The 22,791-nt window shown below is 57.5% G+C and carries 20 protein-coding genes and 2 tRNA genes; 10 read left to right on the forward strand and 12 right to left on the reverse strand.

Annotated elements, in window-relative coordinates; all coding sequences use genetic code 11:
• Positions 1–36: 36 nt before the first annotated feature.
• The gene (locus tag FZF01_RS16285; RefSeq protein ID WP_150279141.1) at positions 37–1,698 is read right to left on the reverse strand and encodes a long-chain-fatty-acid--CoA ligase; all 1,662 of its coding nucleotides are present in this window, start codon (positions 1,696–1,698) and stop codon (positions 37–39) included.
• A 264-nt stretch (positions 1,699–1,962) separates the two neighbouring features.
• On the opposite strand from FZF01_RS16285, the gene FZF01_RS16290 reads away from it, so the two are divergent.
• Genes FZF01_RS16290 through FZF01_RS16315 form a run of 6 tightly spaced genes read left to right on the forward strand, consistent with a single transcriptional unit; the run spans position 1,963 to position 7,360 of the window.
• Positions 1,963–3,507, forward strand: coding sequence for a 2-isopropylmalate synthase (locus tag FZF01_RS16290; protein ID WP_150279142.1), 1,545 nt, complete (start codon positions 1,963–1,965; stop codon positions 3,505–3,507).
• Positions 3,507–4,352, forward strand: a complete 846-nt coding sequence (locus FZF01_RS16295) for a hypothetical protein (protein ID WP_150279143.1) — start codon at positions 3,507–3,509, stop codon at positions 4,350–4,352. The genes FZF01_RS16290 and FZF01_RS16295 overlap by 1 nt, the downstream gene beginning before the upstream one ends.
• Positions 4,352–4,804, forward strand: a complete 453-nt coding sequence (gene rimI, locus FZF01_RS16300) for a ribosomal protein S18-alanine N-acetyltransferase (protein WP_150279144.1) — start codon at positions 4,352–4,354, stop codon at positions 4,802–4,804. Before FZF01_RS16295 ends, rimI begins: the two co-directional genes overlap by 1 nt.
• 29 nt (positions 4,805–4,833) lie before the next feature.
• Positions 4,834–5,469, forward strand: a complete 636-nt coding sequence (gene can, locus FZF01_RS16305) for a carbonate dehydratase (RefSeq protein ID WP_150279145.1) — start codon at positions 4,834–4,836, stop codon at positions 5,467–5,469.
• Positions 5,470–5,492: 23 nt separating this feature from the next.
• Positions 5,493–6,365, forward strand: a complete 873-nt coding sequence (locus FZF01_RS16310; protein WP_150279261.1) for a DMT family transporter — start codon at positions 5,493–5,495, stop codon at positions 6,363–6,365.
• Positions 6,362–7,360, forward strand: coding sequence for an isocitrate/isopropylmalate dehydrogenase family protein (locus tag FZF01_RS16315; RefSeq protein ID WP_188434490.1), 999 nt, complete (start codon positions 6,362–6,364; stop codon positions 7,358–7,360). Before FZF01_RS16310 ends, FZF01_RS16315 begins: the two co-directional genes overlap by 4 nt.
• A gap of 54 nt (positions 7,361–7,414) precedes the next feature.
• Here the strand turns inward: FZF01_RS16315 and FZF01_RS16320 are convergent.
• From FZF01_RS16320 to FZF01_RS16370, 11 genes are all read right to left on the reverse strand, one after another.
• Positions 7,415–7,491 (reverse strand) — tRNA-Met (locus FZF01_RS16320).
• A gap of 113 nt (positions 7,492–7,604) precedes the next feature.
• The gene (locus tag FZF01_RS16325; protein WP_188434489.1) at positions 7,605–10,448 is read right to left on the reverse strand and encodes a DUF748 domain-containing protein; all 2,844 of its coding nucleotides are present in this window, start codon (positions 10,446–10,448) and stop codon (positions 7,605–7,607) included.
• A 77-nt stretch (positions 10,449–10,525) separates the two neighbouring features.
• Positions 10,526–11,641 carry a mechanosensitive ion channel family protein gene (locus FZF01_RS16330; RefSeq protein WP_150279147.1) on the reverse strand — a complete coding sequence of 372 codons (1,116 nt, stop codon included), beginning with the start codon at positions 11,639–11,641 and terminating at the stop codon, positions 10,526–10,528.
• A gap of 162 nt (positions 11,642–11,803) precedes the next feature.
• Positions 11,804–12,904: a redox-regulated ATPase YchF gene (ychF, locus tag FZF01_RS16335; RefSeq protein WP_150279148.1), complete on the reverse strand. Its 1,101-nt coding sequence runs from the start codon at positions 12,902–12,904 to the stop codon at positions 11,804–11,806.
• A gap of 37 nt (positions 12,905–12,941) precedes the next feature.
• Positions 12,942–13,529, reverse strand: coding sequence for an aminoacyl-tRNA hydrolase (gene pth, locus FZF01_RS16340; RefSeq protein WP_223825545.1), 588 nt, complete (start codon positions 13,527–13,529; stop codon positions 12,942–12,944).
• Between the two features lie 33 nt (positions 13,530–13,562).
• Positions 13,563–14,210 carry a 50S ribosomal protein L25/general stress protein Ctc gene (locus FZF01_RS16345; RefSeq protein WP_150279149.1) on the reverse strand — a complete coding sequence of 216 codons (648 nt, stop codon included), beginning with the start codon at positions 14,208–14,210 and terminating at the stop codon, positions 13,563–13,565.
• 104 nt (positions 14,211–14,314) lie between these two features.
• On the reverse strand, positions 14,315–15,256 hold the full coding sequence (locus FZF01_RS16350) for a ribose-phosphate pyrophosphokinase (protein WP_150279150.1): 942 nt from the start codon (positions 15,254–15,256) through the stop codon (positions 14,315–14,317).
• Positions 15,257–15,377: 121 nt separating this feature from the next.
• Positions 15,378–15,452: transfer RNA gene (locus FZF01_RS16355), tRNA-Gln, on the reverse strand.
• 34 nt (positions 15,453–15,486) lie between these two features.
• Positions 15,487–16,362, reverse strand: a complete 876-nt coding sequence (gene ispE / locus FZF01_RS16360) for a 4-(cytidine 5'-diphospho)-2-C-methyl-D-erythritol kinase (RefSeq protein WP_150279151.1) — start codon at positions 16,360–16,362, stop codon at positions 15,487–15,489.
• Positions 16,359–16,976, reverse strand: a complete 618-nt coding sequence (lolB, locus tag FZF01_RS16365) for a lipoprotein insertase outer membrane protein LolB (RefSeq protein WP_150279152.1) — start codon at positions 16,974–16,976, stop codon at positions 16,359–16,361. Before lolB ends, ispE begins: the two co-directional genes overlap by 4 nt.
• A 3-nt stretch (positions 16,977–16,979) precedes the next feature.
• Positions 16,980–18,722, reverse strand: coding sequence for a tetratricopeptide repeat protein (locus FZF01_RS16370; protein ID WP_223825546.1), 1,743 nt, complete (start codon positions 18,720–18,722; stop codon positions 16,980–16,982).
• 134 nt (positions 18,723–18,856) lie between these two features.
• Here FZF01_RS16370 and hemA point away from each other — a divergent pair, with 134 nt between their 5' ends.
• From hemA to FZF01_RS16390, 4 genes are read left to right on the forward strand one after another with little or no spacing between them, the layout of a single operon-like run.
• Positions 18,857–20,134 (forward strand): glutamyl-tRNA reductase, encoded by a 1,278-nt coding sequence (gene hemA / locus FZF01_RS16375; RefSeq protein WP_150279153.1) that lies wholly within the window; start codon positions 18,857–18,859, stop codon positions 20,132–20,134.
• Positions 20,131–21,216 carry a peptide chain release factor 1 gene (gene prfA / locus FZF01_RS16380; RefSeq protein ID WP_150279154.1) on the forward strand — a complete coding sequence of 362 codons (1,086 nt, stop codon included), beginning with the start codon at positions 20,131–20,133 and terminating at the stop codon, positions 21,214–21,216. Before hemA ends, prfA begins: the two co-directional genes overlap by 4 nt.
• Positions 21,216–22,046 carry a peptide chain release factor N(5)-glutamine methyltransferase gene (gene prmC, locus FZF01_RS16385; RefSeq protein ID WP_150279155.1) on the forward strand — a complete coding sequence of 277 codons (831 nt, stop codon included), beginning with the start codon at positions 21,216–21,218 and terminating at the stop codon, positions 22,044–22,046. Before prfA ends, prmC begins: the two co-directional genes overlap by 1 nt.
• Positions 22,039–22,791, forward strand: coding sequence for a molybdopterin-synthase adenylyltransferase MoeB (locus FZF01_RS16390; protein ID WP_150279265.1), 753 nt, complete (start codon positions 22,039–22,041; stop codon positions 22,789–22,791). The genes prmC and FZF01_RS16390 overlap by 8 nt, the downstream gene beginning before the upstream one ends.

The following is a 22,791-nucleotide window of genomic DNA, read 5'->3' on the forward strand; positions in this document are numbered from 1 at the left end:
GCTTGCAGCTTGCAGCTTGCAGCTTGCAGCTTGCAGCTACTGCGTGTCCTTCCATTCCTCTTCCTGCAATAGCCGCCACATGATCTTGCCAGTGGGTGATTTCGGAATGCTATCGGTGAACTCGATTACTACCGGACACTTGTAGGCCGCCATATTTTCCTGGCACCAAGTCATGATGTCTTCGGCGGTGGTTTTTTCATTGCCGGCAGATAACACCACGAAAGCTTTTACCGTTTCACCGCGACGTGGATGTGGGGTCGATACAATACAGACTTCACGGATCGCCGGATGAGCGTACATCAATGATTCCACCTCGGCAGGCCATACCTTGTAACCTGAGGCATTAATCATGCGTTTGACGCGATCTACCAGGAAGAAATAACCCTCTTCGTCGTAGTAGCCCAGATCGCCTGAACGGAAGAAACGGTGCCCGTCTACCTCAACGAATGCTTCCTCCGTTGCATCAGGACGGTTCCAGTAACCCTGGAAAATCTGTTCCCCACGCATGATGATCTCACCTGTTACGCCTGGCTCGACCTCTTCCAGCGTATCTACATTGATGACCCGTGAGTCAACACCGATGATAGGTATACCGAGGCATTGAGCCTTGCTTGCCTGGGGTGGATTGACGTGGGTGGGCGCCATGGTTTCTGACAGGCCATATCCTTCCATATAAACCAGACCGGTTTTGTTAGCGAGCTTGGCTGCAACTGCAGCAGGCATGGCTGCGCCACCTCCGCCAATACTGGTGAGAGAGCTTATATCGTACTGGTCGATCTCCGGATCCGAGAGCATGTCCACAACCATCGTAGATATATTCCGCCAGGTATTAACCTTGCAGCGTTGAATAAGCTGGGCAGCTACCTTGCGATCCCAGCGGGTCATGACGACAAGGGTGCCACCGGCATAGAGTGTGCTGTTCATGCATGATTGCATGCCGGTAACATGAAACATGGGCACCGATACCAAATGTACGATGTCATGTTGAGCGTTGGTCCATACCGCTCCGTAGACTGCTGTCGCCATCACGCTGTGGTGGGTATGTGCACAGCCCTTGGGGTTACCCGTTGTGCCGGAACTGTAGGGGATAACACATAGATCATCCGGGCCTACGGTCAAATCACCTGGCGCAACACCGGCACTCAACGCCGCCTGCCATGGTGTAACACCGGAAAGGTTGTGCTGGGCAAGGGGCTCGCGAACTGCCTCGGGTAAATCTAGGTTTGTCGGCTCGGTTACGTATTGCGAATAAGCTGTTACCACGATCTCACGCAGATGGCCGACGCCAAGATGGGGGGCGATATTTTCCAGTAGCTCCTGCGCACAGAGTGCTACGGGAGCCTGTGTATCAGCGATCAGGTATTCCAGCTCGGCGCTACGGTTCATCGGGTTGACAGGAACTACCACTGCGTTGGCGCGCAGTATTGCGAAAAAACCGATGATGTACTGCGGGCTGTTCTGCATATACAGCAGCACACGATCACCCTTTTTTACTCCAGCCTGTCGCAGGTGGCCGGCCAGTGCTTCAGCCTCCTGCAAGAAGCGGGCGTAAGTAATATCGGTACCGTAGTAGTGGATAGCAGGATGGTCCCCATAACGCAGGGCAGAAACTGTCAGGTTATGGAACACGCTGGTAGAGGGAAGCTCCAGTTTATGAGGGACCTGGTCAGGCCATACCTGGAAATGACGATCGAACATATGCAGGGTACCTTTGGCTGTTGTTTTTGTATTTCGTACTCTCAGCTTAGCCCCAGGAAATGATGCTGAAAACAGGCAGTTGTTGTGGTGTTGTGTCGCTATAAGCGAACCCTTGCTCTTCAAACATGTTCACCGCCAGCGAAGCCAGCCGGGCAGCCTATGCGTTATAGTATGCCTATGAACAACAGTTTTGGCAGAGAGGTGCTCAACGAGCAGCAGACTGAGCACCTCTCTCTCAGGTAACAAGCACATAGGAAACAGCCGATGAACAATGATCGCGTCATCATATTTGACACAACATTGCGTGATGGGGAACAGAGCCCTGGCGCATCGATGACCAAAGATGAAAAGTTGCGCATCGCCCGTGCCCTGGAAAAGCTTGGTGTGGATGTTATCGAGGCAGGTTTTGCCATTGCCAGCCCGGGTGATTTTGCAGCCGTAAAGCAGATTGCCGATACGATCCGCGACAGCACTGTCTGCAGTCTGTCGCGGGCTATGGACGCAGATATCGATAGAGCTGCCGAAGCGTTGGCGGGCGCGAATAGTGGGCGTATACATACGTTTATCGCAACAAGCCCGATTCATATGCAACACAAACTGCGGCTGGAGCCTGATCAGGTTGTCGAGCAGGCAGTCAGAGCGGTCAAGCGTGCCCGTAACCTATGCGCAGACGTGGAATTTTCCTGTGAGGATGCCGGTCGCTCGGAGCTGGATTTTTTGTGCCGTATTATTGAAGCCGCCATCGACGCAGGTGCGCGGACTATCAACATTCCCGATACCGTTGGCTATGCGATCCCTCATCAGTTTGGCGAGATGATCGGTCAGATCATTCAGCGCGTGCCCAACGCCGACAAGGCGGTATTTTCGGTGCATTGCCACAATGATCTCGGGCTGGCGGTGGCTAACTCGCTCGCAGCGGTTAACGCTGGAGCTCGTCAGGTTGAGTGCACCATCAATGGTCTCGGCGAGCGGGCAGGCAATGCCGCTCTCGAAGAGATCGTGATGGCGATCAAGACCCGCGAGGATGTGCTGGGTGTACATACCGGCATTATCACCGAAAATATTCTCAGTGCATCGCGGCTGGTCTCCGGGATTACCGGTTTTGCTGTACAGCCTAACAAAGCTATTGTCGGCGCCAACGCTTTTGCCCATGAATCCGGCATCCACCAGGACGGCGTGCTCAAACATCGTGAAACCTATGAAATCATGAGTGCGCAGTCCGTTGGTTGGCATACCAACCGACTGTCTCTGGGCAAGTTGTCAGGTCGCAATGCGTTTCGCTCCAGGTTGCAGGAATTGGGTATCGAGCTTGGGAGCGAGGCCGACCTGAACATTGCCTTCGCCCGGTTCAAGGAGCTGGCAGACAAGAAGCATGAAATCTTTGATGAGGATCTCCAGGCCCTGGTTTCGGAAACCCTGACTGAGGTAGTCGAGCACACCAAGCTGGTGTATCTGGAGGTGGCTTCGCGTATGGGCGAGATTCCACAGGCCCGCGTTGTGCTGAGTATCGAGGGCCAGGAGACCGAGGCAACGGCTCCTGGTTCCGGGCCCGTAGACGCAACCTTCAAGGCAATAGAACAGATTGTACATTCTGATTCTGTCCTGCAACTGTATTCGGTAAATGCCATTACCCAGGGTACCGACTCTCAGGGAGAGGTGACCGTGCGTTTGGAGAAGGCGGGTCGAATTGTCAACGGAAATGGAGCGGACACTGACATCGTGGTGGCATCTGCCAAGGCCTACATCAACGCGCTGAATCTGATGCGTGAGGGTGCGTATCGCGCGCATCCGCAAGCTGCTGACGTGTAATGCGAGAGTCGCAGCGTCTAGCCTACCTGCAGGCAGTTGGTGTTACGGGCTGGGTACCGCGCCGGCCCTTGGCTCATGCTGCCATGCGTCTGTCTCCTGAGCCGGAGCCCGAGCTTTTATTGCCCGGTCAGCACGCAGCGCCAGCTAATCCGGTTGTTTCCGATAGCAGGCAAGAGACTTCGAGCTCGCCGGTAACAAGCGATACGCTGGCTGTCGCAGTTGAGTCTCCCTCTGCCAGACTCGTGCAGCAACGCAGGGAGCAGACAGCTGCCAAGGCATCCAGACAAGAATTGCCAGCCAAAGCTCTGACGCCAGCACCACTGCAAGCCACCGTCGCGCCAACCCAGATAGAGCAAACCGGTCGAGCTGTTGCTCCATTTTATATGCAGTTATGGGTTGCTGGACCTTGCGCCTTGTTGGTCGAGATTTCCGATCCTGGACTGGAGAAAGGGACCCCCGAGCACAATTTATTGTGCGATATTCTGCGCGCAGCGAGATTGCCAGCAGCGCCTAAGCTTCTGGCTGATTTCCGCTGGCCGCTGAGTCGCAATCCGCAGGTAGCACGCAGCGCCCAGGCGGCCAGTGAAGCACTGCAAGTCTTCATGCAGGCACGCCTTGAGCTGCAGCAGGTGAAATCCATCGGTTGCTTCGGCGCTATGACGGGGTTGTTGGCCTCCGGCGATCCAGAAGAAGCAGGCGCGCTCAAGGGGCGCGAAGAAGCGCTGGAAGAGCTCGGTAGCGGGTGGTTTGCGCCGGGCCTCGAAATCATTTTGCGCGAGCCAGAGGAGAAAGCCAGATTATGGCAACTGCTGAAACGTGTGATGCCGCGCTGGGTAGAGGCGTAATGAGCGAGTTGCGCTATCAGCCGATGTTGCCTGAGGATGTGGACGCGGTTTTGGAGGTCGAGCTTGCTGCATTCAGCCATCCCTGGACCCGCGGTATCTTTCTCGATTGCATCAAGCCCGGCTACGAATGCTGGCTTTTATTTCGTGGCGATAAGCAGGTCGGTCATACTGTGCTGTCAGTTGCCGGAGATGAATCGCATCTGCTGAACATCACCATCCACCCACAGGCTCAGAAAGCCGGTCTCGGTGCGGCCTTGCTTGAATTCATCATCGACCGGGCGCGTGAGCAGGGCGCCGAGGTGACCTTTCTCGAGGTCAGAGCATCGAACCTCTCAGCGTCGCGGCTTTACGAGCGTTTTGGCTTCAACGAGCTAGGCAGGCGTCCCAATTATTATCCCGCCGCCAGCGGCAGGGAAGATGCCCTGGTAATGGCGTACTCCCTCGTCGATTGACCAGGACGATTACTTTACAGGGACTAACCATGAACGATCTGCAACAACTGTTTGCCAATAACCGCCAGTGGGCCGAGGCGATTAAAGAGGAGGATCCTGCGTTCTTTACCAAGCTTGCCAGACAGCAGGCGCCGGAGTATCTGTGGATCGGCTGTGCGGATTCAAGGGTGCCCGCCAATGAGATTGTTGGCTTGCTGCCCGGCGAGCTATTTGTACATCGCAATATCGCCAATGTGGTCTTGCATACTGACCTCAACTGCCTGTCGGTCATGCAGTTTGCAGTGGACGTATTGAAGGTCAAACATATCATCGTGACTGGGCACTATGGCTGCGGTGGGGTAAAGGCGGCAATGCGCAATGATCAGCTCGGCCTCAGCGATGGCTGGCTGCGCTCGATTCGCGATCTCTATTATGAAAAACGCAATACCCTAAAACTCATCGCCAATGAGGAAGAGCAGGTCGATCGTATGTGCGAACTGAACGTGATCCGCCAGGTCGGCAACGTCAGTCATACCAGTATTGTTCAGAACGCCTGGCATCGTGGGCAGCCACTGACCGTTCATGGTTTCATTTATGGCATCAAGGACGGACACCTGAAAGATCTCGATGTAACAGTCGACAGTCCCGAGCAGATCCCCGAACAGTATCGGCTGAGTCCTCCTTGAATGTAAGTCCACGCTATCTGGCTATGGCCGGACTGGTGGTGGGCACCCTGGCTTGGGCCGGCAATGCCCTCATAGCCCGCGCAAGTGCCGGGCTACTGCCTCCCGTGGGGCTGTCTTTCTGGCGCTGGACCACGGCGCTCTTGTTGTTGCTACCTTTTACCGCAGTCGGTCTCTGGCGCCACCGTCGCATCCTGATGGCCCATCGTTGGCAGGTACTGGTTCTCGCGGGGCTGAGCATTTCGACATACAACACGCTGCTGTACCTCGCCGCGCAGAGCACCACGGCGATCAACATTACCCTGGTCAATACAGGGCTGCCCGTTGCCGCTTTCATCTGGACCCTGATTATCCTTCGCGAATGGCCTAGCCGTGCGACAGTGTGTGGGGCAATGCTGTCTTTTTGTGGTTTGCTTGTGATTCTTGGTCGTGGGGATCCACAGTCGCTGCTCGGGCTGCAGTTCAATCCGGGCGATCTGATCATGGTCGTCGCGGTGCTTGCCTGGGGACTTTATTCCGTGTTGCTGCGAAGGTGGATGCTGCCGGTTCCAGGTTTCGTTCAGTTGGCGGCCATGCTGTTGTGTGGCGTGCCGATGCTGTTGCCCTTTTACTTATGGGAATTCAGCTATACAGGCGCGATGCCCCTGACCCTGCATACCCTGGGGGCGATTGCCTATACTGCAGTCATGGCGTCGTTGGTGGCCTATATGGCCTGGAACAATGGGGTGAAGGTGCTCGGGCCGGGGACCGCCTCCCTGTTCAGCTACCTCATGCCGGTTTTTACTGCGCTACTCGGGGTGCTCCTGCTCGGAGAGGTTTTGCGCTGGTACCATCTTGTGGGCGGCAGCCTGACTTTCCTCGGCTTGCTGCTGGCCACCTGGGAGATCCGGAAGAGATGATGCGACTCTGTGTTATTCCCGGCGATGGCATCGGGCAGGAAGTGGTTCCTTCGGCTGTCAGAGTACTGGAAAAATTACTCCCTGGGCTTGAAGTGACAGAGGCCGAGGCCGGCTGGGAGTGTTTTCGGCGCCAGGGGACGTCAGTGCCCGAAACGACCCTGCAACAGATGCGCGAATGCGGCGCGGGGCTCTTCGGGGCCGTATCCTCGCCATCTTGGCAGGTAGAGGGCTATCGCAGCGCCATTCTGGCGTTGCGGCAAAGTCTGCAACTGAACGTGAACCTGCGACCGGTCCGCAGTTGGCCCCGGATTTCTCCGCGCTCCGATGTCGATTTGTTGATTCTGCGCGAAAACAGCGAAGGGCTATATATCGGCCGTGAGTACATGCAGCAGTCTGGCAACCTGGCGATCGCGGAAGCCCATATCAGCAGGCAGGCCAGTGAAGATATCGCCCGCCGGGCGGTCGAAGTGGCAGTGCTGCGCACAAGCAGGCGCGTTACGCTGGTGCACAAGGCTAATGTATTGCCCCTGACCTGTGGCCTGTTTCGTGACAGTTGCCGACGAGTACTGGAAGAAGCTGGGCTCCGGGACATAGTCGACGAGCGGTTGGTGGATGTTGCCGCATTGCAGCTGATCGAATGCCCTGAGGAATTTGATCTACTGGTAACCACCAATCTGTTCGGCGATATATTGTCAGATCTGGCCAGCCATTGGTCCGGGGGCCTGGGCATGGCACCGTCGCTCAACTGGGGGCAGGGTATTGCGCTCGCTGAACCGGTACACGGCAGCGCTCCGGATATCGCGGGGACAGGCAAAGCCAATCCGCTTGCAGCGATACTCAGTTCTGCGCTGTTGCTGCGCTACCACTGGCATGCCGGAGCGCTGGCTGATCAGCTTGAGGGTGCGGTGGAGCGTCTGCTGGCAGAAATATCTATCGCCGAGATGGGTGGCGAAACGACGCAGAGAATCGAGCAGGAATTATTATTGCGTCTGTAGTCATTCATGCGGGCATAAAAAAGGGCCTAGCCGAAGCTAAGTCCTTGAAAAGGTTGGTGGCTACACCTGGACTTGAACCAGGGACCCCAGCATTATGAATGCTGTGCTCTAACCAACTGAGCTATGTAGCCATCCGAGGCTGCGCATTATTCAGTTGCGCGGGTCTAAAGTCAAGCACTCGGCGAGATTTATTTGCCTGTCTTATCAACCGGTTAACTTTCAAGCGAGTAAGAGCCCTGGGCGCCTATTCGGCGCTCAGGTGCAGGGTTGTGGGTACTTCACCGTTATCGGCAACTGCCTCAACGCCCACGTCCAGAAGTTGCACGCGCTGGGCCGACAAACCGGCATTGTCGACCAGGTAAGCCTTGATGCTCTCGTTGCGCTCCTGTGCGAGGCGTCTGAGTAGGGCTTCACTGCCCTGCCAGGTCTCAAGGATGGCATTGCGCATACGCTCGTTTCTTGCCTGGGCGTCCAGCTCTGACCACTCTGCAGGGACCTCTTTTTTTGTTCGCTCCTGGTATATGCCTCCCAGCAGCCCGGCTATCGCTTCTTGTGGCACTCCGCTCTGGGTAGCGGAGGGCTCGGCCTGACCTTGATCCACAGCTTTCTTCCAGCGGCGGTTGAGCTCCCGGTCGAGGCGTTGTTGCGCAACCAGCAGGCCGTCCTCCGCGGGCGAACTCATACCTTCAACCTCTAGTCGCAGGGCTGGTCGATCATTCAGTGCGCTGGCCAGGGTATCGAGTTGTTTTCTGGCTTGCGCATCAAGTGCTGCCGCCCCCGGTGCAAAAAGCACGTGGCTGAGGTCGGCATCATCACCACCAAACAGGTTGGCGATAAAACGGAAGGGCGCGGTGGCGGCGCGTGAAAGCAGGTTCCCGAGGCTTTGCCAGATCACCGGCATGATATCGAAGTCCGGGTTGCTCAGATCGCCCTGCACCGGCAGCGTGATATTGATATTGCCCTTGCCATCCTTCAACAACGCTACAGCCAGGCGTATAGGCAGATCCACAGCATTGGGGCTATCGACTCGTTCGCCCAGTTGCAGGTCACGCAAAAGTACCTGGTTGTCTGCTTCCAGATTGCCAGCGTTGATCTGGTAGTGCAGGTCCAGATCAAGTCGCCCTTTACGGATGCGGTACCCGGCAAACTTTCTGGCATAGGGGCTCAATGTGGTGAGCTCGATATCCTTGAAGCTGGCCTGGACATCTAGACTGTTGAGAGGATCGAAGGGGGTAAGGGTGCCCTGGACCTGTACGGGAGCGTAACGGTCGACCTGGCCGCTCAGATTGAGCTCTGCGGGATCAGTATTCTGATTGTCCAGCGTGCCGATCCGGCCGGTCAGCTCCTCCACGGTGAGTGCAACATTGGGTTGCAGGCTGAAATCAGCGAAATTCAAGGAGCCCTTTTCTATGCCTACCGCACCAATGCGAATGGCCATTGGGGCTTGATCGGTCTGGTTATCATCGACGGGTTGCTCGATTACCAGGTTACCAATGTTGGTCGACAGATCCTGATTGATGATGATGCGTGCATAGGGTTTCAGTAACTGGGCCTGCTCCACGGACAGACTGTTATCGCGGTAGACGATACCGTCAAGACTCAGGCTTTCCCAGCGAACCAGATCACGATTTTCCAGGGAATCAACTATGTGAAGATCGGTAATGTCTGCTTTGGCGTCCACGTGCAATGCCAGCGGGTCGAGTGCCTCGAGCTGGACGTGGGCTGTGGTGTTGAGTTTGCCATCGCGAATATCTATACGAACGAAAGGATCCAGATAAGTCTGGGCCTGAGCTAATGCCAGGTTCTGGGCCGCGACCTGAAGATCCAGGCTGATCGGCTCCAGACTGGCCTGTCCCTTTGCGCTAAGGAAACCTTCTTCGTTGATCTGCGTTTTGACGCTCAGGCCGAAGGGGGCACTGGTGGCACTGTCAAACCCGGTAAGGTCCAGCTCCAAAGAGCTGAGCGTCAGATCGAGGGGTGAGTCTGGCTGCCTGTCGGTGAGATTGACACGGTATTCGCGCAATTGAACATCGGGCAGACGAATTTGCCAGGCGGCTTGCTGCTCCGGTTGTGAGTTATCTTGCGCGGCGGGAAGTATCGCTTGCCAGTTTACCTTGCCGTTCTCTGCCCGACTTATCCAGGCTTCCAGTTGTCGGCTGCGTACGGTACCTACACGTATGGAGCGCGCGGCCAGATCGAGGGAGGCGTCATCGATATGCAGGTGTGACAGTCTTGCCAGGGAGTCGCCCTGGGGAGAAGTAATATCGAATGCCGACAGGGTCGCGCTGGCTTTATCAAGATTCACGCTGAGGTCTTGCGCCAAATCCATTTGATAATCAAAACGGGTGCTGAGCACACCGTCCTGCAGTGCAAGGTCAATCTGGTCGCGCACATAAGGCCAGAAGGGCGAGAGGGGCAGTCCGTCGATGCTCAGCGTGCCAGCGGAGCTGAGGGGCAGCATGCCCATGCTGCCTTGAACCTGCAGTTGTGAATTCGATGGTCCTTCAGCGCTCACAAGGAGCTCCGAGCGCTCGCCGGGCAATGTGCTGAACTGCCGGATTTCCATGTTAATCCGCTCAAGGCGGGCCTGCACCGCGTTGGTTGGTTGCAGGTCCTGAAAATACAGACGGCTTTCAACCAATTTCAGGTGGGCTATGCGAACAGGAAAGGGCGTTGCAGCTTCCTCATCAGCGAGTTGCTGCGCCCCTTCTGGTCTGTTTAACAGTCGGGACAAATTCAGCTCGCCGGACTCCTGAAGTGTGGCAGCTACCCAGGCCCGCTCAATGGTGAGGCTCTCAAGCTCCAACGCGCCGCGCCACAGGCTGGTGATCTCCAGGTTGGCGTAAAGCCGCTGGAAGCTCAGGACCGGATTCCCGGGCTGACCGATCTCCAGTTCTCCCAGAGACAGTTCCAGACTGAAAGGGTTGAACTCCAGACTATCGAGCCGAGTGGGCACGCTGACACGTTGTTCCAGTTGGCTGTTAACTACATGCAGCGCAATTCCGGGCAGAACCAGAAAGCCCAGTAGGCAATAGATGAAGACAGCCGAAAGCAAACCGACGGTCAGGGACTTATTGCGTTTTGACATTGGATTAGAGGCACCTGATAGCTTTGTCACCCAGTATGGCATGGGCTACCAGCGGTGCCAGTGCTGCTGTACCGCAGCTAGTTGCCGGATATATCGCCCCTGGTTGCTCCGCCGCCAGAATTGCCGGCGACACCAGCGACCTTGATTTCGGGAATCTGGCCGCCGTTGAATTCGACACTGCGGCGCGGGAAGGCAAAACGCACATCCAGTTCGCGCATCCCTTCGAGGAGTCCCAGATTGATTTCCTGCTGAATATCCATGTACAGATTGTAATCCGAGGTTTGCACGATGTGCACTACCTCGAAGGTCAGCTGGCTTTCCGAGAAGGACAAAAAATGCGCACGGTCAAAATGAGTCTTCTCTACCTTCTCGATGACGCGCCGAACCAGAGCTGAAACTTCGGTTATTTTTGCAGCAGGGGTGTCGTAACTGATGCCGAACGTGAAGACGATGCGCCGCGTATTCATGCGTTTGTAGTTGTGCAGCGTGCGGGCAAGCAACTGGGAGTTTCCACAGACGATCTGCTCGCCGCTCAAACTACGGATGCGTGTGGTTTTCAAGCCGATATGCTCGATATTGCCCGCCACGTCGTCGAATACCACAAAGTCGCCAATTTCGAAGGGTTTGTCGATGCCGATAGACATCGAGGCAAATATGTCGCTGAGCAGGGTTTGCACCGCCAGCGCTATCGCAATCCCCCCCACTCCCAGGCTGGCCACCAGCGCGGTAATGTTGACTCCGAGGTTGGCCAATATGGATAACAGCATCATGGTCCAGACGACCATTCGTATCATGATGCCAAAAATGGTCGTAGTGACAGGGTTGCGGGTCTTGCCATCACGCGTGAGGCTATCGGTCCACATGCGCACGCCCATGTCGAGCCACAGGGCAATCTGGAAAGCCAGTGCAATGAACCATCCGTGGGCCATGATGGCTTCCCAGCGGGGCCCCAGATCCACCACTTTGAGGCTCATCAATATCGCGAACGCTAGAACCAGGAGCCGGCTGGTGTGTTTAAGCATCTTCGCGGCAATGCGGTAAAACCGTGAGTGCGAATGGCTGGCCTTGGCATAGAGGCGACTGCTTATGATGCGTAGCGCACTCGTCAGGACCAGATAGATGGTCAGTGTCACGCCCGTGACTATGGCCAGGTTTGTGAGCAGTTCCTGATCCAGGAAAGCATCCCACTGCATCGCTTCGATTCTCCGTGAAAAGTGTCAGGTCCGTGGTTGTACCGCGGCACTCATACCTTTTTCAGTCGTTTTCCGCGCCAGGAAGTTCCTGTGCGTTATTGTCAGGCAAAAAAATCCCCCGGCTGCAATGGCAGGCGGGGGGCGGATATATCTATTGAAAAGTCAGACGTTGAAGCGGAAATGCATCACGTCGCCGTCCTTGACTATATATTCCTTGCCTTCCAGACGCCATTTTCCGGCCTCCTTGGCGCCTGCTTCGCCGTTGTACTTGATGAAGTCATCGTAGGCGATCACTTCGGCGCGGATGAAACCTTTCTCGAAGTCGGTGTGAATGGCGGCAGCGGACTGCGGGGCGGTCGCGCCGACCTTGACGGTCCAGGCGCGGACTTCCTTCACGCCGGCGGTGAAGTAGGTCTGCAGGTCCAAGAGGCTGTAACCCGCACGGATCACGCGATTGAGCCCCGGCTCCTCGAGCCCAAGGGACTCGAGGAACATTTCCTTTTCCTCGCCATCGTCGAGCTCGGCAATCTCGGCTTCGATCTTGTTGCAGACCGGGACCACCAGCGCGCCTTCCTCGGCGGCGATGGCACTGACCACATCCAGGTGCGGGTTGTTCTCGAAGCCGTCTTCAGCAACGTTGGCGATGTACATGACCGGTTTGCTGGTCAGCAGGTGAAAGCTCCTGGCCAATTGCTTCTCTTCCGGGCTCAGGCTCTTGAGCAGCGAGCGGGCCGGCTTGCCTTCGCTGAAGTGCGGGATGAGTTTTTCCAGCAGCGCTTTCTGCGCAACGGCATCCTTGTCGCCGCCCTTGGCGTTGCGGGTGACCTTGTACAGCTGTTTCTCGCAGCTATCCAGGTCAGCGAAGATCAGTTCCAGATCAATGATCTCTATATCCCGTTTAGGATCCACGCTGTTGGATACGTGAATCACATTCTCATCTTCAAAGCAGCGCACCACGTGGGCGATGGCATCAGTTTCGCGGATGTTGGCCAGGAACTTGTTGCCCAGCCCCTCGCCCTTGGAGGCGCCCGCTACCAGGCCGGCGATGTCCACGAACTCCATGGTGGTGGGGATGGTCTTCTGCGGCTTGACGATAGCTTCCAGGGCGTCCAGACGCGGATCAGGCATGGGTACGATGCCGCTGTTAGGCTCGATCGTACAAAACGGAAAGTTCTCCGCGGCGATGCCTGACTTGGTCAGCGCATTGAACAGGGTGGATTTGCCTACGTTGGGCAGACCGACGATACCGCAATTGAATCCCATACTGGTGTCCTCTGCCGCACGGCGGCGAATAGTGTGATCAGGCTTTGAAGCTGTGCAGGCGCTGCATGACCTTGGTCCAGTCGCCATTGATGATGCCTGGAAGTTCGCGGATAGCTTCATCAACGCAGGCTTCCAGGGCTTCCTGTTCGGCTTTTGGCGCACGGCCGAGTACAAAGCCGGTCACCTGCGAGCTGTGGCCGGGGTGGCCAATGCCAAGGCGCAGGCGATAAAAGGTGTTCTGATTGCCCATGCGGGCAAGTATGTCCTTCAACCCGTTATGTCCGCCGGTCCCGCCGCCCTGCTTGCACTTGACCACGCCCGGGGGCAGATCGAGTTCATCGTGGGCAACCAGAATCTCTTGCGGCTCAATACGGTAAAAACCGGCTAGTGCGGCAACAGCCTGACCACTGCGGTTCATGAAGGTGGTGGGGATCAGTAGACGTACATCCTGACCCTCAAGGGTCAGCCGGCCGGTTAGGCCGTAAAACTTGCTCTCCTGGCGCAGTTGCACATTGTGCTTGTCTGCCAGACGGGCAACAAAAAGGGCGCCCGCGTTGTGACGGGTCAGTTCATATTCAGGTCCGGGATTTCCCAGACCGACGATCAACTTGATTCCCTGTGTCACAACGGGGCGCCCCTTATGGGTCTCAGCGGTCAATTACTCCGCTGATTCCTCGCCTTCATCCTTCGGTGCTTCTTCGCCAGCTTCTTCGTCGTCAACAGCTACACGAGGAGCATGAACGTTGGCAACGGGCAGATCGTGGTCTGCGCCCTGAGCCAGAGCGGTAAGGCTCACACCCTTGGGCAGCTTCAGATCGGTCAGGTGAACGATGCCGTTGAGTTCGACTTCTGCCATATCAACCTCGATAAACTCGGGCAGATCCTTGGGCAGACAGTGAACTTCGACTTCGGTCATGGTGTGGGAGATGATCCCGCCACCCTGTTTGACGCCAACGCAGCTCTTCTCGTTGAGGAAGTGCAGCGGCACCAGAACGGTTACTTCATGGCCTGCGATCACACGCAGCAGGTCGACGTGCATGACGTGACCCTTTGCCGGATGACGCTGGAGGGCCTTGATCAACACGTTGTTGTTCTTGCCATCGACATCGACCTTGATGACGTGCGAGAAGAACGCTTCGTTTTCCAACGCCTTTTTCAGTTCGCGGGCTTCCAGGGAAACGCTCTGGGGGGCCTTGGAACCACCATAGATGATTGCCGGTACCATATCGGCGTTACGACGCAGGCGGCGGCTCGCACCTTTCCCCAAATCGTCACGCGCTATCGCTCTTAATGTGAAGTCGACCATAGTTAGTCTCCTTGCTGAACATCCGGGCACTTGCGACCAGCGCATCGGATGATTGATATAAACCCGGTTGCTATCAACCGGGATGTTTACCCAGTGCCGCGTTCCTAGCGGAACATGGCGCTAATGGATTCTTCGTTGCTAATGCGGCGCATCGCCTCGGCGATTAGCGGCGCCATATCCAACTGGCGAATGCGGTCACAGGCAGCAGCCGGACCTGACAGCGGAATGGTGTTGGTGACCACCAGCTCGTCCAGTTTGGAATTGAGGATGTTTTCTATGGCCTTGCCCGACAGCACGGGATGCGTGGCATAGGCAAAGACCTTGGCTGCGCCGTGGTCCTTCAGGGCGGTGGCCGCGTGGCACAGCGTGCCGGCGGTATCGACCATGTCGTCGATCAGAATGCAATTGCGACCTTCAACGTCACCGATGATATGCATTACTTCCGACTGGTTGGCCTTGGGACGACGCTTGTCGATAATGGCCAGGTCAACGCTCAGCTGCTTGGCTACCGCACGGGCGCGGACTACGCCGCCGATGTCCGGAGACACAATCATCAGATTGTCGTGCCGCTGGGCGATCAGGTCATCTACCAGAACAGGGGAGCCGTAGATGTTATCTACTGGAATGTCGAAAAAGCCCTGGATCTGGTCGGCGTGCAGGTCGACCGTGAGCACGCGATCGACTCCGACGGTGTCGAGCATGTCGGCAACCACTTTGGCGCTGATCGCAACGCGGGCCGAGCGTGGGCGACGATCCTGGCGTGCATACCCGAAATAAGGCATGACTGCGGTGACGCGCGAAGCCGAGGAGCGGCGCAGCGCATCGGCCATGATCACCAGTTCCATCAGATTGTCGTTGGTCGGTGCACAGGTGGGCTGGATGATGAATACATCCTTGCCGCGTACGTTCTCATTCAGTTCGACGGTCACTTCGCCGTCGCTGAACCGGCCGACGGAGGCGTCGCCCAGGGGAATGTGCAATTGACGCACGACGCGTCGTGCCAGATCGGGGTTGGCGTTCCCCGCGAAAACCATCATCTTGGACACGCTGCATTACCTTATTTGGGTAGTGGTCGGTGCGATTGAAACCGTTGGCGGGTCGGATGCATTAAAGCACTCGATCCAGTCACAACCGGATTCAAGGTGTAATGATTGCTGCCGGAGAAAATGGCAGGGGCGGCTGGATTCGAACCAACGCATGGCGGGATCAAAACCCGCTGCCTTACCGCTTGGCTACGCCCCTGTAATAACTGTCCGGATGCTCGGTTGCATCCTTTTTACGCCTCTTTGAAGAGCGCCTGATGTAACGGTGAAACGTTACAACCGCGTGCAACAAAGGTTTGCAGAGTGGCTGGCAACCGGGCGCGAACTTTATCAGCTTCACGTTCGTTTGGGAAGGCCCCAAACACACAACTGCCAGTTCCTGTCATCTTAGCCTCACAATAATTGTTAAGCAAGATCAACGTGTTACGTATTTCTGGATAACACGCTTCCGCTACCGGGAGACAATCATTATGACCGCCGCCATCACGGAAGGCCGCTAATGTAATGGGCTGGGTGTCACGCGTCAACCTCTCATCGGAAAAAATCTGTGCAGTACTCACCTGACAGGCCGGTACGGCGACGACATACCATGGCTCCTCCAGGGCTACCGGTGTCAATTCTTCGCCAACGCCTTCGGCCCAGGCAGCCTTGCCGAGTACGAATACCGGCACATCCGCACCGAGGGTCAGGCCCAGGTCTGCCAGTTGCTCCAGGGTCAGTCCGGTTTGCCACAGATGATTGAGACCGACAAGGGTGGTTGCCGCGTCAGAGCTGCCGCCGCCCAGGCCGCCGCCCATGGGCAGGGACTTGTCGAGGCTGATATCTGCGCCCAGTTTGCAGCGGCTGGCCTGTTGAAGAAGGCGTGCAGCGCGGATGATCAGGTTGTCCTCGGCCGCGACGCCGGGCAGGGGGCTGTGAAGGACAAGGCTGCTGTCTGCCCTGAGCCCGAAATGCAGGGTGTCGCATCTGTCCATGAACTGAAAGACAGTTTGCAGTGTGTGGTAGCCATCTGGTCGTCGCCCGGTGACGTGCAGGAACAGATTGAGCTTGGCTGGCGCCGGCAGGCTCAGTTGGCTGGTAAATAGTGCTTGGGGCTGCAGCTGATTCATGGTTGGGCTGGCAGATTCCACTGGGTTACTACCATGGTCAGCAGGATGTCACCGGCTGACATCTGCAGGCGTTGAGGTAACTGCAGCCCAGCGACCTCCTGGTAACGGCTGTACTCGACCGTCCAGCCTGCCTGGGCAAGGCGTGCAAGGCGACTTTGCGGATCCAGTTGCAGGCGGCTGGCGCTGTCAGGTGCAGGCAGCCCGCGGACCCACCACAGCAGATGTTCCACAGGGAGGCGCCAACCGGTCTGTTGTTCCAGGAGTTCCTCGGCAGAGCGGGCCTGCAGCGTCGGCTGGCCGGCCATGTCGAGAGTCACGCCTAGCTCGTTGCCCTGCAGTCGGGTGGCGCCTCGGCCCAGCGGGCCTGAAATGCGGATATCGTAGGCCCCTTCCTGCTGTAGCCAGGTCAGTGTGCCGCTGCCTGACTCCTCTGGTGAGCGTAAGCCGATCTTGCCGTGCAAGGTCCAGCTCTGAATCGGCAGGACTGTGGCGCGATGCGCCTGCCAGGCAGCGCCATCGCCACCAAAATCGAGTGTTTCACGTTGATGCAGGCTGCTACAGGCAGCCAGGAGAGTGCTCAGAATGATCAGTAGAAGGGGGCGCAGCAAATGCATATGTCAGTTGGCTTCCATACGTTGGCGGGTAGAGCGGATAAGTTGGCTCTGCGGGTTGTCCTGCAGCGCCTCAGCCCATATTTTCAGCGCTTCTTTTCGCTTGCCGCGCATCCACAAAACCTCGCCGAGATGGGCGGCAACTTCATGATCGGGATATAGCAGATAGGCTTTGCGTAGATAGGTTTCAGCCAGATCAAGGTTACCCAGTCGATAGTGTACCCAGCCAAGGCTGTCGATGATGGCCGGATCGTCGGGCTCCAGTGCTACGGCCTGCTCAATGAGTTGTAATGCTTCATCGAGCTTTTCATTGCGGTCGGCCAGGGTGTAACCCAGGGCGTTCAGCACCATTGCGTTGTCTGGCTCGTTCTGCAGAATACGGCGCAGGTCTGTTTCCATCGCGACAATATCACCGGCTTTCTCGGCCAGCATGGCACGGGCATACAGAAGACTGGCATCCAGCGTGAAGGTTTCAAGTGCCTGATCAACGCGGGTTCGGGCAATTTCAGGCGCTTTTTCGGCCAGCGTCTCGATCTCGATCAGATAGAGTTGCAGCGCCATATCCGGATTGGAAGCCCGCTCGTTGAGCATGATCTGCGCCAGCTCCTCGTACTTCTTCTGCTCCATCAGAAGTTGGCTGGTCAGCAGCCGAGAGCCGAGATACTCGCGTCCCGCCTGGACCTGGAGCCATGCGCGCAGTGCGGCGTCACTGCGCTCAAGCTCCCGATAGGCGATGCCCAGGTGGTACAGGGCGGTGTCGTTCTCTGGTTCTGCCTCGACGAGATGTTCGAGGTGTCGGGCGGCCTGCGTAAACTGGTTATTTTCCAGATGGACCAGGGCCAGAGATAACAACAGGTCACTATCGCCGGGGTTCTGTTCTATCAGGGTGGAAAACTGGCTGCTGGCAGCTTCGAGGTCGCCTGTGGCAACCAGCAGTCGGGCGAGCAACAAGCGCATACGGGTGTCGCCAGGATGTTCGAGCAGTCCCTGCTGCAATATATCGATGGCGTCCTGGTTGTGGCCATCTCCTGCCAGCACGCGGGCGCGCAGCATGAGCGCCGGCGGAGCGGTAGCGGCTTGGGGGTGTTGGTCAAGCACTGCCAGTGCTGCCTCGTCATCACCACCCTGTTGCAAAAGCAGCGCCTTTGAGAATACCAGCTGGGCATTTTGCGGGTTTTTTTCCAGCAGTTGACCGATGCTTTCCAGCATCGCCGCGCGCGTAGCGTCGTCGGTCTGTGCTGCGGCAAGGGCAAGAAAATCAAAATGGGTTTCGCCCTGCATGTTCAGAACCTGTTGCATGGACTGCATAGCGAGCTCATGCTGGCCCGCTCTTGCCTGATGCAGAGCGGCAGCACGGAAGGCCTCGGGGTTCTTGCCGTCGACCTCGGTCCAGAGCATAGCCATTTCCAGGGCAGGCTGATGGGCGCCAAGAAACTCGGCCACACGCATCGCGCGTTCCACCACGGCAGCATCACGTGTTTTTCGTGCCTGCGATAGATAGTTGTCCAGAGCGATATCGTATCGATTCCGCTGGCCAGCGATTTCCGCGACCATCAGGTCGAAGAGCGTGTCGGGGGTGAACTGCCCGTAGACAACGGGTTCTTCCACAGTTTCTGCTGCCGGTGGCGCGGCAATGGCGGGCGCCGGACTCTCGCGCTCAGTGCTGGCGCATCCGGCCAGCGCCAGAGCCAGTACCAGTGCGCCGGGCATTGGCAGTCGATGAAATACAGCCTTGATGGTTGCGCTCATGGGCACTCTGATGGTGTTCGGCGAAGATATTCATCATGACACAGGATCTGTTGCAAACCCACAGGGTCAAGGGAATTGATCGGCACTGGCATACATAGGACAATTGCGCACTATGTTCAGATAAACAGGGCACCATGGGCTTTCTCGCATTCGGGATAAATCACAAAACCGCCGCCGTCGATGTTCGTGAGCGCCTGGCATTCGCGCCCGACCAACTATCCGGTGCGCTGCAGCGCCTGCGTGATGAGACCGGCACCCAGGAAGTGGCCATTCTCTCAACCTGCAATCGTACCGAGATCTATTGTTCCCAGGATCAACTCGACGTCGATGGTATTCTGGTCTGGTTCGCGGCTTACCACTGCATAGCCGTTGAAGAGTTGCGGGCCTGTAGCTATCAACATAGTGATGAGCAAGCCGTGGCGCACATGATGCGGGTCGCGGCGGGACTGGATTCGATGGTGCTGGGTGAGCCACAGATTTTCGGGCAGATGAAAGATGCCTGGCAATCGGCACGCAGCGCCGGAACCCTGGGCCCCTATCTGGACAGGCTGTTTCAGAGCACGTTCAATACCGCAAAGCAGGTGCGTACCGACACGGCCATTGGTGAAAACCCGGTTTCAGTTGCCTTTGCTGCCGTCAGTCTGGCCAAGCAGATATTCTCCGACTTGCGCCGCAGTACAGCCCTGCTGATTGGTGCCGGAGAAACCATTGCACTGGTGGCCAGACACCTGTTTGAACAGGGGGTAGGGCGGATTATTGTGGCCAACCGTACCTTGGAGCGCGCCGAGCTGCTCAGCGGTCCGCTGGGTGGTCAGGCGATCGTGCTCAATCAGATACCCGACTTTCTCTCGCAGTGCGATATCGTCATCAGCTCTACCGCCAGTCCCTTGCCGATCCTTGGCAAGGGAGCCGTGGAGCGCGCTCTCAAGCAGCGGCGGCGCAAACCCATGTTCATGGTCGATATTGCCGTGCCGCGGGATATCGAACCGGAAGTCGGCGCGCTGGCTGATGTGTATCTGTATTCGGTGGACGATCTGCACGAAGTCATCGAAGACAATATGCGATCGCGCCAGGATGCTGCCGAGGCGGCGGAACGCATGATTGTTCAGGGTACTGCCGAATTCATGCAGCGCTTACGTGCGCTTGCAGCGGTCGATGTACTGCGCCGTTACCGGGTGAAGGCTGAATCCCTTAGAGACCAGGAACTTGCCAAGGCTCAGTCTCGGCTGGAGCGCGGCGCAGATCCCTCGGTAGTCATGGCGGAAATGGCCCGGGCATTGACCAACAAATTACTTCACGACCCCAGTGTCCAGCTCAAGCAGATGACCGCCGAGGGTCGAGCCGAGGCTTTGGCGCTGGCGCAAGAACTATTTGCGCTTGACGACGTTACTACCATACAAGGCGAACCATGAAATCTTCCCTGTTGAACCGCCTGGATATCATGCAGGAGCGCCACGAAGAGCTGTCGGCGCTGCTCAGCGATGCAGAGGTGATCAGCGATCAGAAACGCTTCCGCGCCTATTCCCGGGAATATGCCGAGCTGGGCGAAACCATCGACTGCTATATCGACTGGCAGAAAGTGCGCGCGGATCTTGATGAGGCGCGCAGCCTGCTGAAGGATGCTGATCCGGACCTGCGCGAGATGGCTGAAGAAGATGCGGTTCTGTGCGCGGATAAACTGGAGGAACTGGAAGAGCGGCTTAACTTTCTGCTGCTACCCAAGGACCCCAATGACGAACGCAACGTATTTCTCGAGGTTCGCGCAGGCGCTGGCGGTGATGAAGCTGCGATTTTCGCCGGTGACCTGTTCCGCATGTATGGCAAATACGCAGAGCGTCAGGGCTGGCGTGTCGAGATTCTTTCCGAGAGCCAGGGCGAGCACGGCGGTTTCAAGGAAGTAATTGCTCGGATCGAGGGCCAGAACGTGTATTCAAGGCTCAAGTTCGAGTCTGGCGCGCATCGGGTACAGCGTGTGCCGGAAACTGAATCCCAGGGTCGGATTCATACGTCGGCCTGCACCGTTGCCATCATGCCGGAGCTCGATGAGCAGGCGCAGATCGAGATCAATGCCGGCGACCTGCGGGTGGATACCTATCGCTCCTCGGGTGCTGGCGGGCAGCACGTGAACAAGACCGATTCGGCCATTCGACTGACCCACCTGCCCACGGGGATTGTGGTCGAGTGTCAGGAAGAACGCTCCCAGCACAAGAACCGGGCTCGTGCCATGAGTCTGCTGCAGGCAAAGCTGGATAACCTGCAGCGTGAAGCGCAGGAAAAGGAGATGTCCGATACGCGGCGTTCGTTGGTTGGATCCGGTGACCGGTCAGAGCGCATACGCACCTACAATTTTCCCCAGGGAAGAGTGACTGATCACCGTATCAATCTGACGTTATACAGCCTGGATGATGTCGTGCAGGGCAATCTCGATCAGGTGATCGATCCACTGCTGCGCGAATATCAGGCGGACCAGCTGGCGGCCCTGGAACACGTTTGATGCCGACCCTGGCGCAGTTACTGGCAGGCCTCGAGCTGCCGGACTCACCCACTCCGGCGCTGGACGCCGAGTTGCTGCTTGGCCATGTGCTGGGCAAACCTCGCACTTTTCTGCGTACCTGGCCTGAATATGAGATCGAGTCTCAGAAGCTTGAGCAGTTCCAGCGGCTGATGAGGCGCCGCAGAGCCGGTGAACCTGTGGCCTACCTGCTGGGCGCGCAAGGTTTCTGGAGTCTGGATTTGCAGGTCAGCGATGCCACCTTGATTCCGCGACCGGATACCGAACGTCTGGTGGAGCTGGCCCTGGAGCTCGGGCCTGAGGGTAGGGCGCGGGTACTGGACATGGGCACGGGTACGGGGGCTGTTGCGCTGGCGTTGGCGAGTGAACGGGGTGACTGGGAGATTACTGCGACCGATCTGGTGCCGGCAGCGGTCGAATTGGCCGAGGTCAATCGCCAGCGTCTGGGACTCGGCAATGTACAGCTCAAGACCAGTGACTGGTTTGCCGCGCTGGAGTACGAGCATTTTGACCTGATCGTCTCCAATCCGCCCTACATCAGCACCGACGACCCGCATCTGCAATGTGGCGATGTGCGTTACGAACCCGCTACTGCGCTGGTGAGTGGCGCTGACGGTCTGGACGCCATCCGGCATATTGTCCAGCAGGCTCCGAATCATCTGAACAGCGGCGGTTGGCTGTTGCTCGAGCACGGTTGGCAGCAGGCTGATGCGGTAGTTGAGCTGCTGGTCAGGCGCGGGTTCCAGCAGACCCGCTCCTGGCAGGATCTGGGTGGCCAGCAACGTATCAGTGGAGGGCAATGGGGTGGATGATCTTCAATTGCTGCGTTATAGCCGCCAGATATTGCTGGCGCAGATCGATATCGACGGCCAGCAGCGCCTGCTCGATAGTCGCGTTCTGATCGTCGGTCTGGGGGGGCTGGGCGCGCCCGTTGCGTTATATCTCGCAGCTGCCGGCGTGGGCACCCTGCTATTGGCAGACCACGATCATGTGGACCTGACCAACCTGCAGCGTCAGATCATCCACCAGACTGACAGTGTCGGGCAACCAAAGGTGTCATCGGCCGCGCAGCGCGTTAAGGCGCTTAATCCAGGGGTAGAAACCGTTCTGCTCGAGCGGTCCCTGACGGGACAGGCGCTGGTGGATGCCGTATCCAGTGTCGATCTGGTTATTGATTGCTGTGACAACTTCGCTACGCGACAGGCAGTGAACGCTGCTTGTGTTGCCCTGCGCCGGCCTTTGGTTTCGGGTGCTGCGATCCGGCTCGAGGGTCAGCTCAGTGTGTTCGACTCCCGGCGCGAGGACAGCCCCTGTTACCAATGCCTGTACGGCAGCGGGGAAGAAACAGCGCTGAGTTGCAGTGAGGCCGGCGTGGTTGGACCTCTGGTGGGCGTTATCGGTAGTCTTCAGGCGCTGGAGGCGCTCAAGCTGCTTGCCGGATTCGGTGAGCCTCTTATCGGGCGCTTGCTTCTGGTGGATGCGCTTGGCAGTCGTTTCCGTGAGATGCGAGTGCGCCGCGACCCTGCGTGCAGTTGCTGCGGCACTGCGGTGGTGTAG

The sequence above is a fragment of the Halopseudomonas salina genome, from assembly GCF_008641105.1.

What these genes read in the sequence shown, in the direction of transcription:
- FZF01_RS16290 (WP_150279142.1), top strand. Translation starts at nt 1,963, where the DNA reads ATGAACAATGATCGCGTCATCATATTTGACACAACATTGCGTGATGGG.
- FZF01_RS16370 (WP_223825546.1), bottom strand. Translation starts at nt 18,722, where the DNA reads ATGAGCGCAACCATCAAGGCTGTATTTCATCGACTGCCAATGCCCGGC.
- rimI (WP_150279144.1), top strand. Translation starts at nt 4,352, where the DNA reads ATGAGCGAGTTGCGCTATCAGCCGATGTTGCCTGAGGATGTGGACGCG.
- lolB (WP_150279152.1), bottom strand. Translation starts at nt 16,976, where the DNA reads ATGCATTTGCTGCGCCCCCTTCTACTGATCATTCTGAGCACTCTCCTG.
- can (WP_150279145.1), top strand. Translation starts at nt 4,834, where the DNA reads ATGAACGATCTGCAACAACTGTTTGCCAATAACCGCCAGTGGGCCGAG.
- FZF01_RS16325 (WP_188434489.1), bottom strand. Translation starts at nt 10,448, where the DNA reads ATGTCAAAACGCAATAAGTCCCTGACCGTCGGTTTGCTTTCGGCTGTC.
- FZF01_RS16330 (WP_150279147.1), bottom strand. Translation starts at nt 11,641, where the DNA reads ATGCAGTGGGATGCTTTCCTGGATCAGGAACTGCTCACAAACCTGGCC.
- FZF01_RS16285 (WP_150279141.1), bottom strand. Translation starts at nt 1,698, where the DNA reads ATGTTCGATCGTCATTTCCAGGTATGGCCTGACCAGGTCCCTCATAAA.
- ychF (WP_150279148.1), bottom strand. Translation starts at nt 12,904, where the DNA reads ATGGGATTCAATTGCGGTATCGTCGGTCTGCCCAACGTAGGCAAATCC.
- prmC (WP_150279155.1), top strand. Translation starts at nt 21,216, where the DNA reads ATGCCGACCCTGGCGCAGTTACTGGCAGGCCTCGAGCTGCCGGACTCA.
- FZF01_RS16295 (WP_150279143.1), top strand. Translation starts at nt 3,507, where the DNA reads ATGCGAGAGTCGCAGCGTCTAGCCTACCTGCAGGCAGTTGGTGTTACG.
- FZF01_RS16315 (WP_188434490.1), top strand. Translation starts at nt 6,362, where the DNA reads ATGATGCGACTCTGTGTTATTCCCGGCGATGGCATCGGGCAGGAAGTG.
- FZF01_RS16345 (WP_150279149.1), bottom strand. Translation starts at nt 14,210, where the DNA reads ATGGTCGACTTCACATTAAGAGCGATAGCGCGTGACGATTTGGGGAAA.
- FZF01_RS16310 (WP_150279261.1), top strand. Translation starts at nt 5,493, where the DNA reads ATGGCCGGACTGGTGGTGGGCACCCTGGCTTGGGCCGGCAATGCCCTC.
- hemA (WP_150279153.1), top strand. Translation starts at nt 18,857, where the DNA reads ATGGGCTTTCTCGCATTCGGGATAAATCACAAAACCGCCGCCGTCGAT.
- ispE (WP_150279151.1), bottom strand. Translation starts at nt 16,362, where the DNA reads ATGAATCAGCTGCAGCCCCAAGCACTATTTACCAGCCAACTGAGCCTG.
- prfA (WP_150279154.1), top strand. Translation starts at nt 20,131, where the DNA reads ATGAAATCTTCCCTGTTGAACCGCCTGGATATCATGCAGGAGCGCCAC.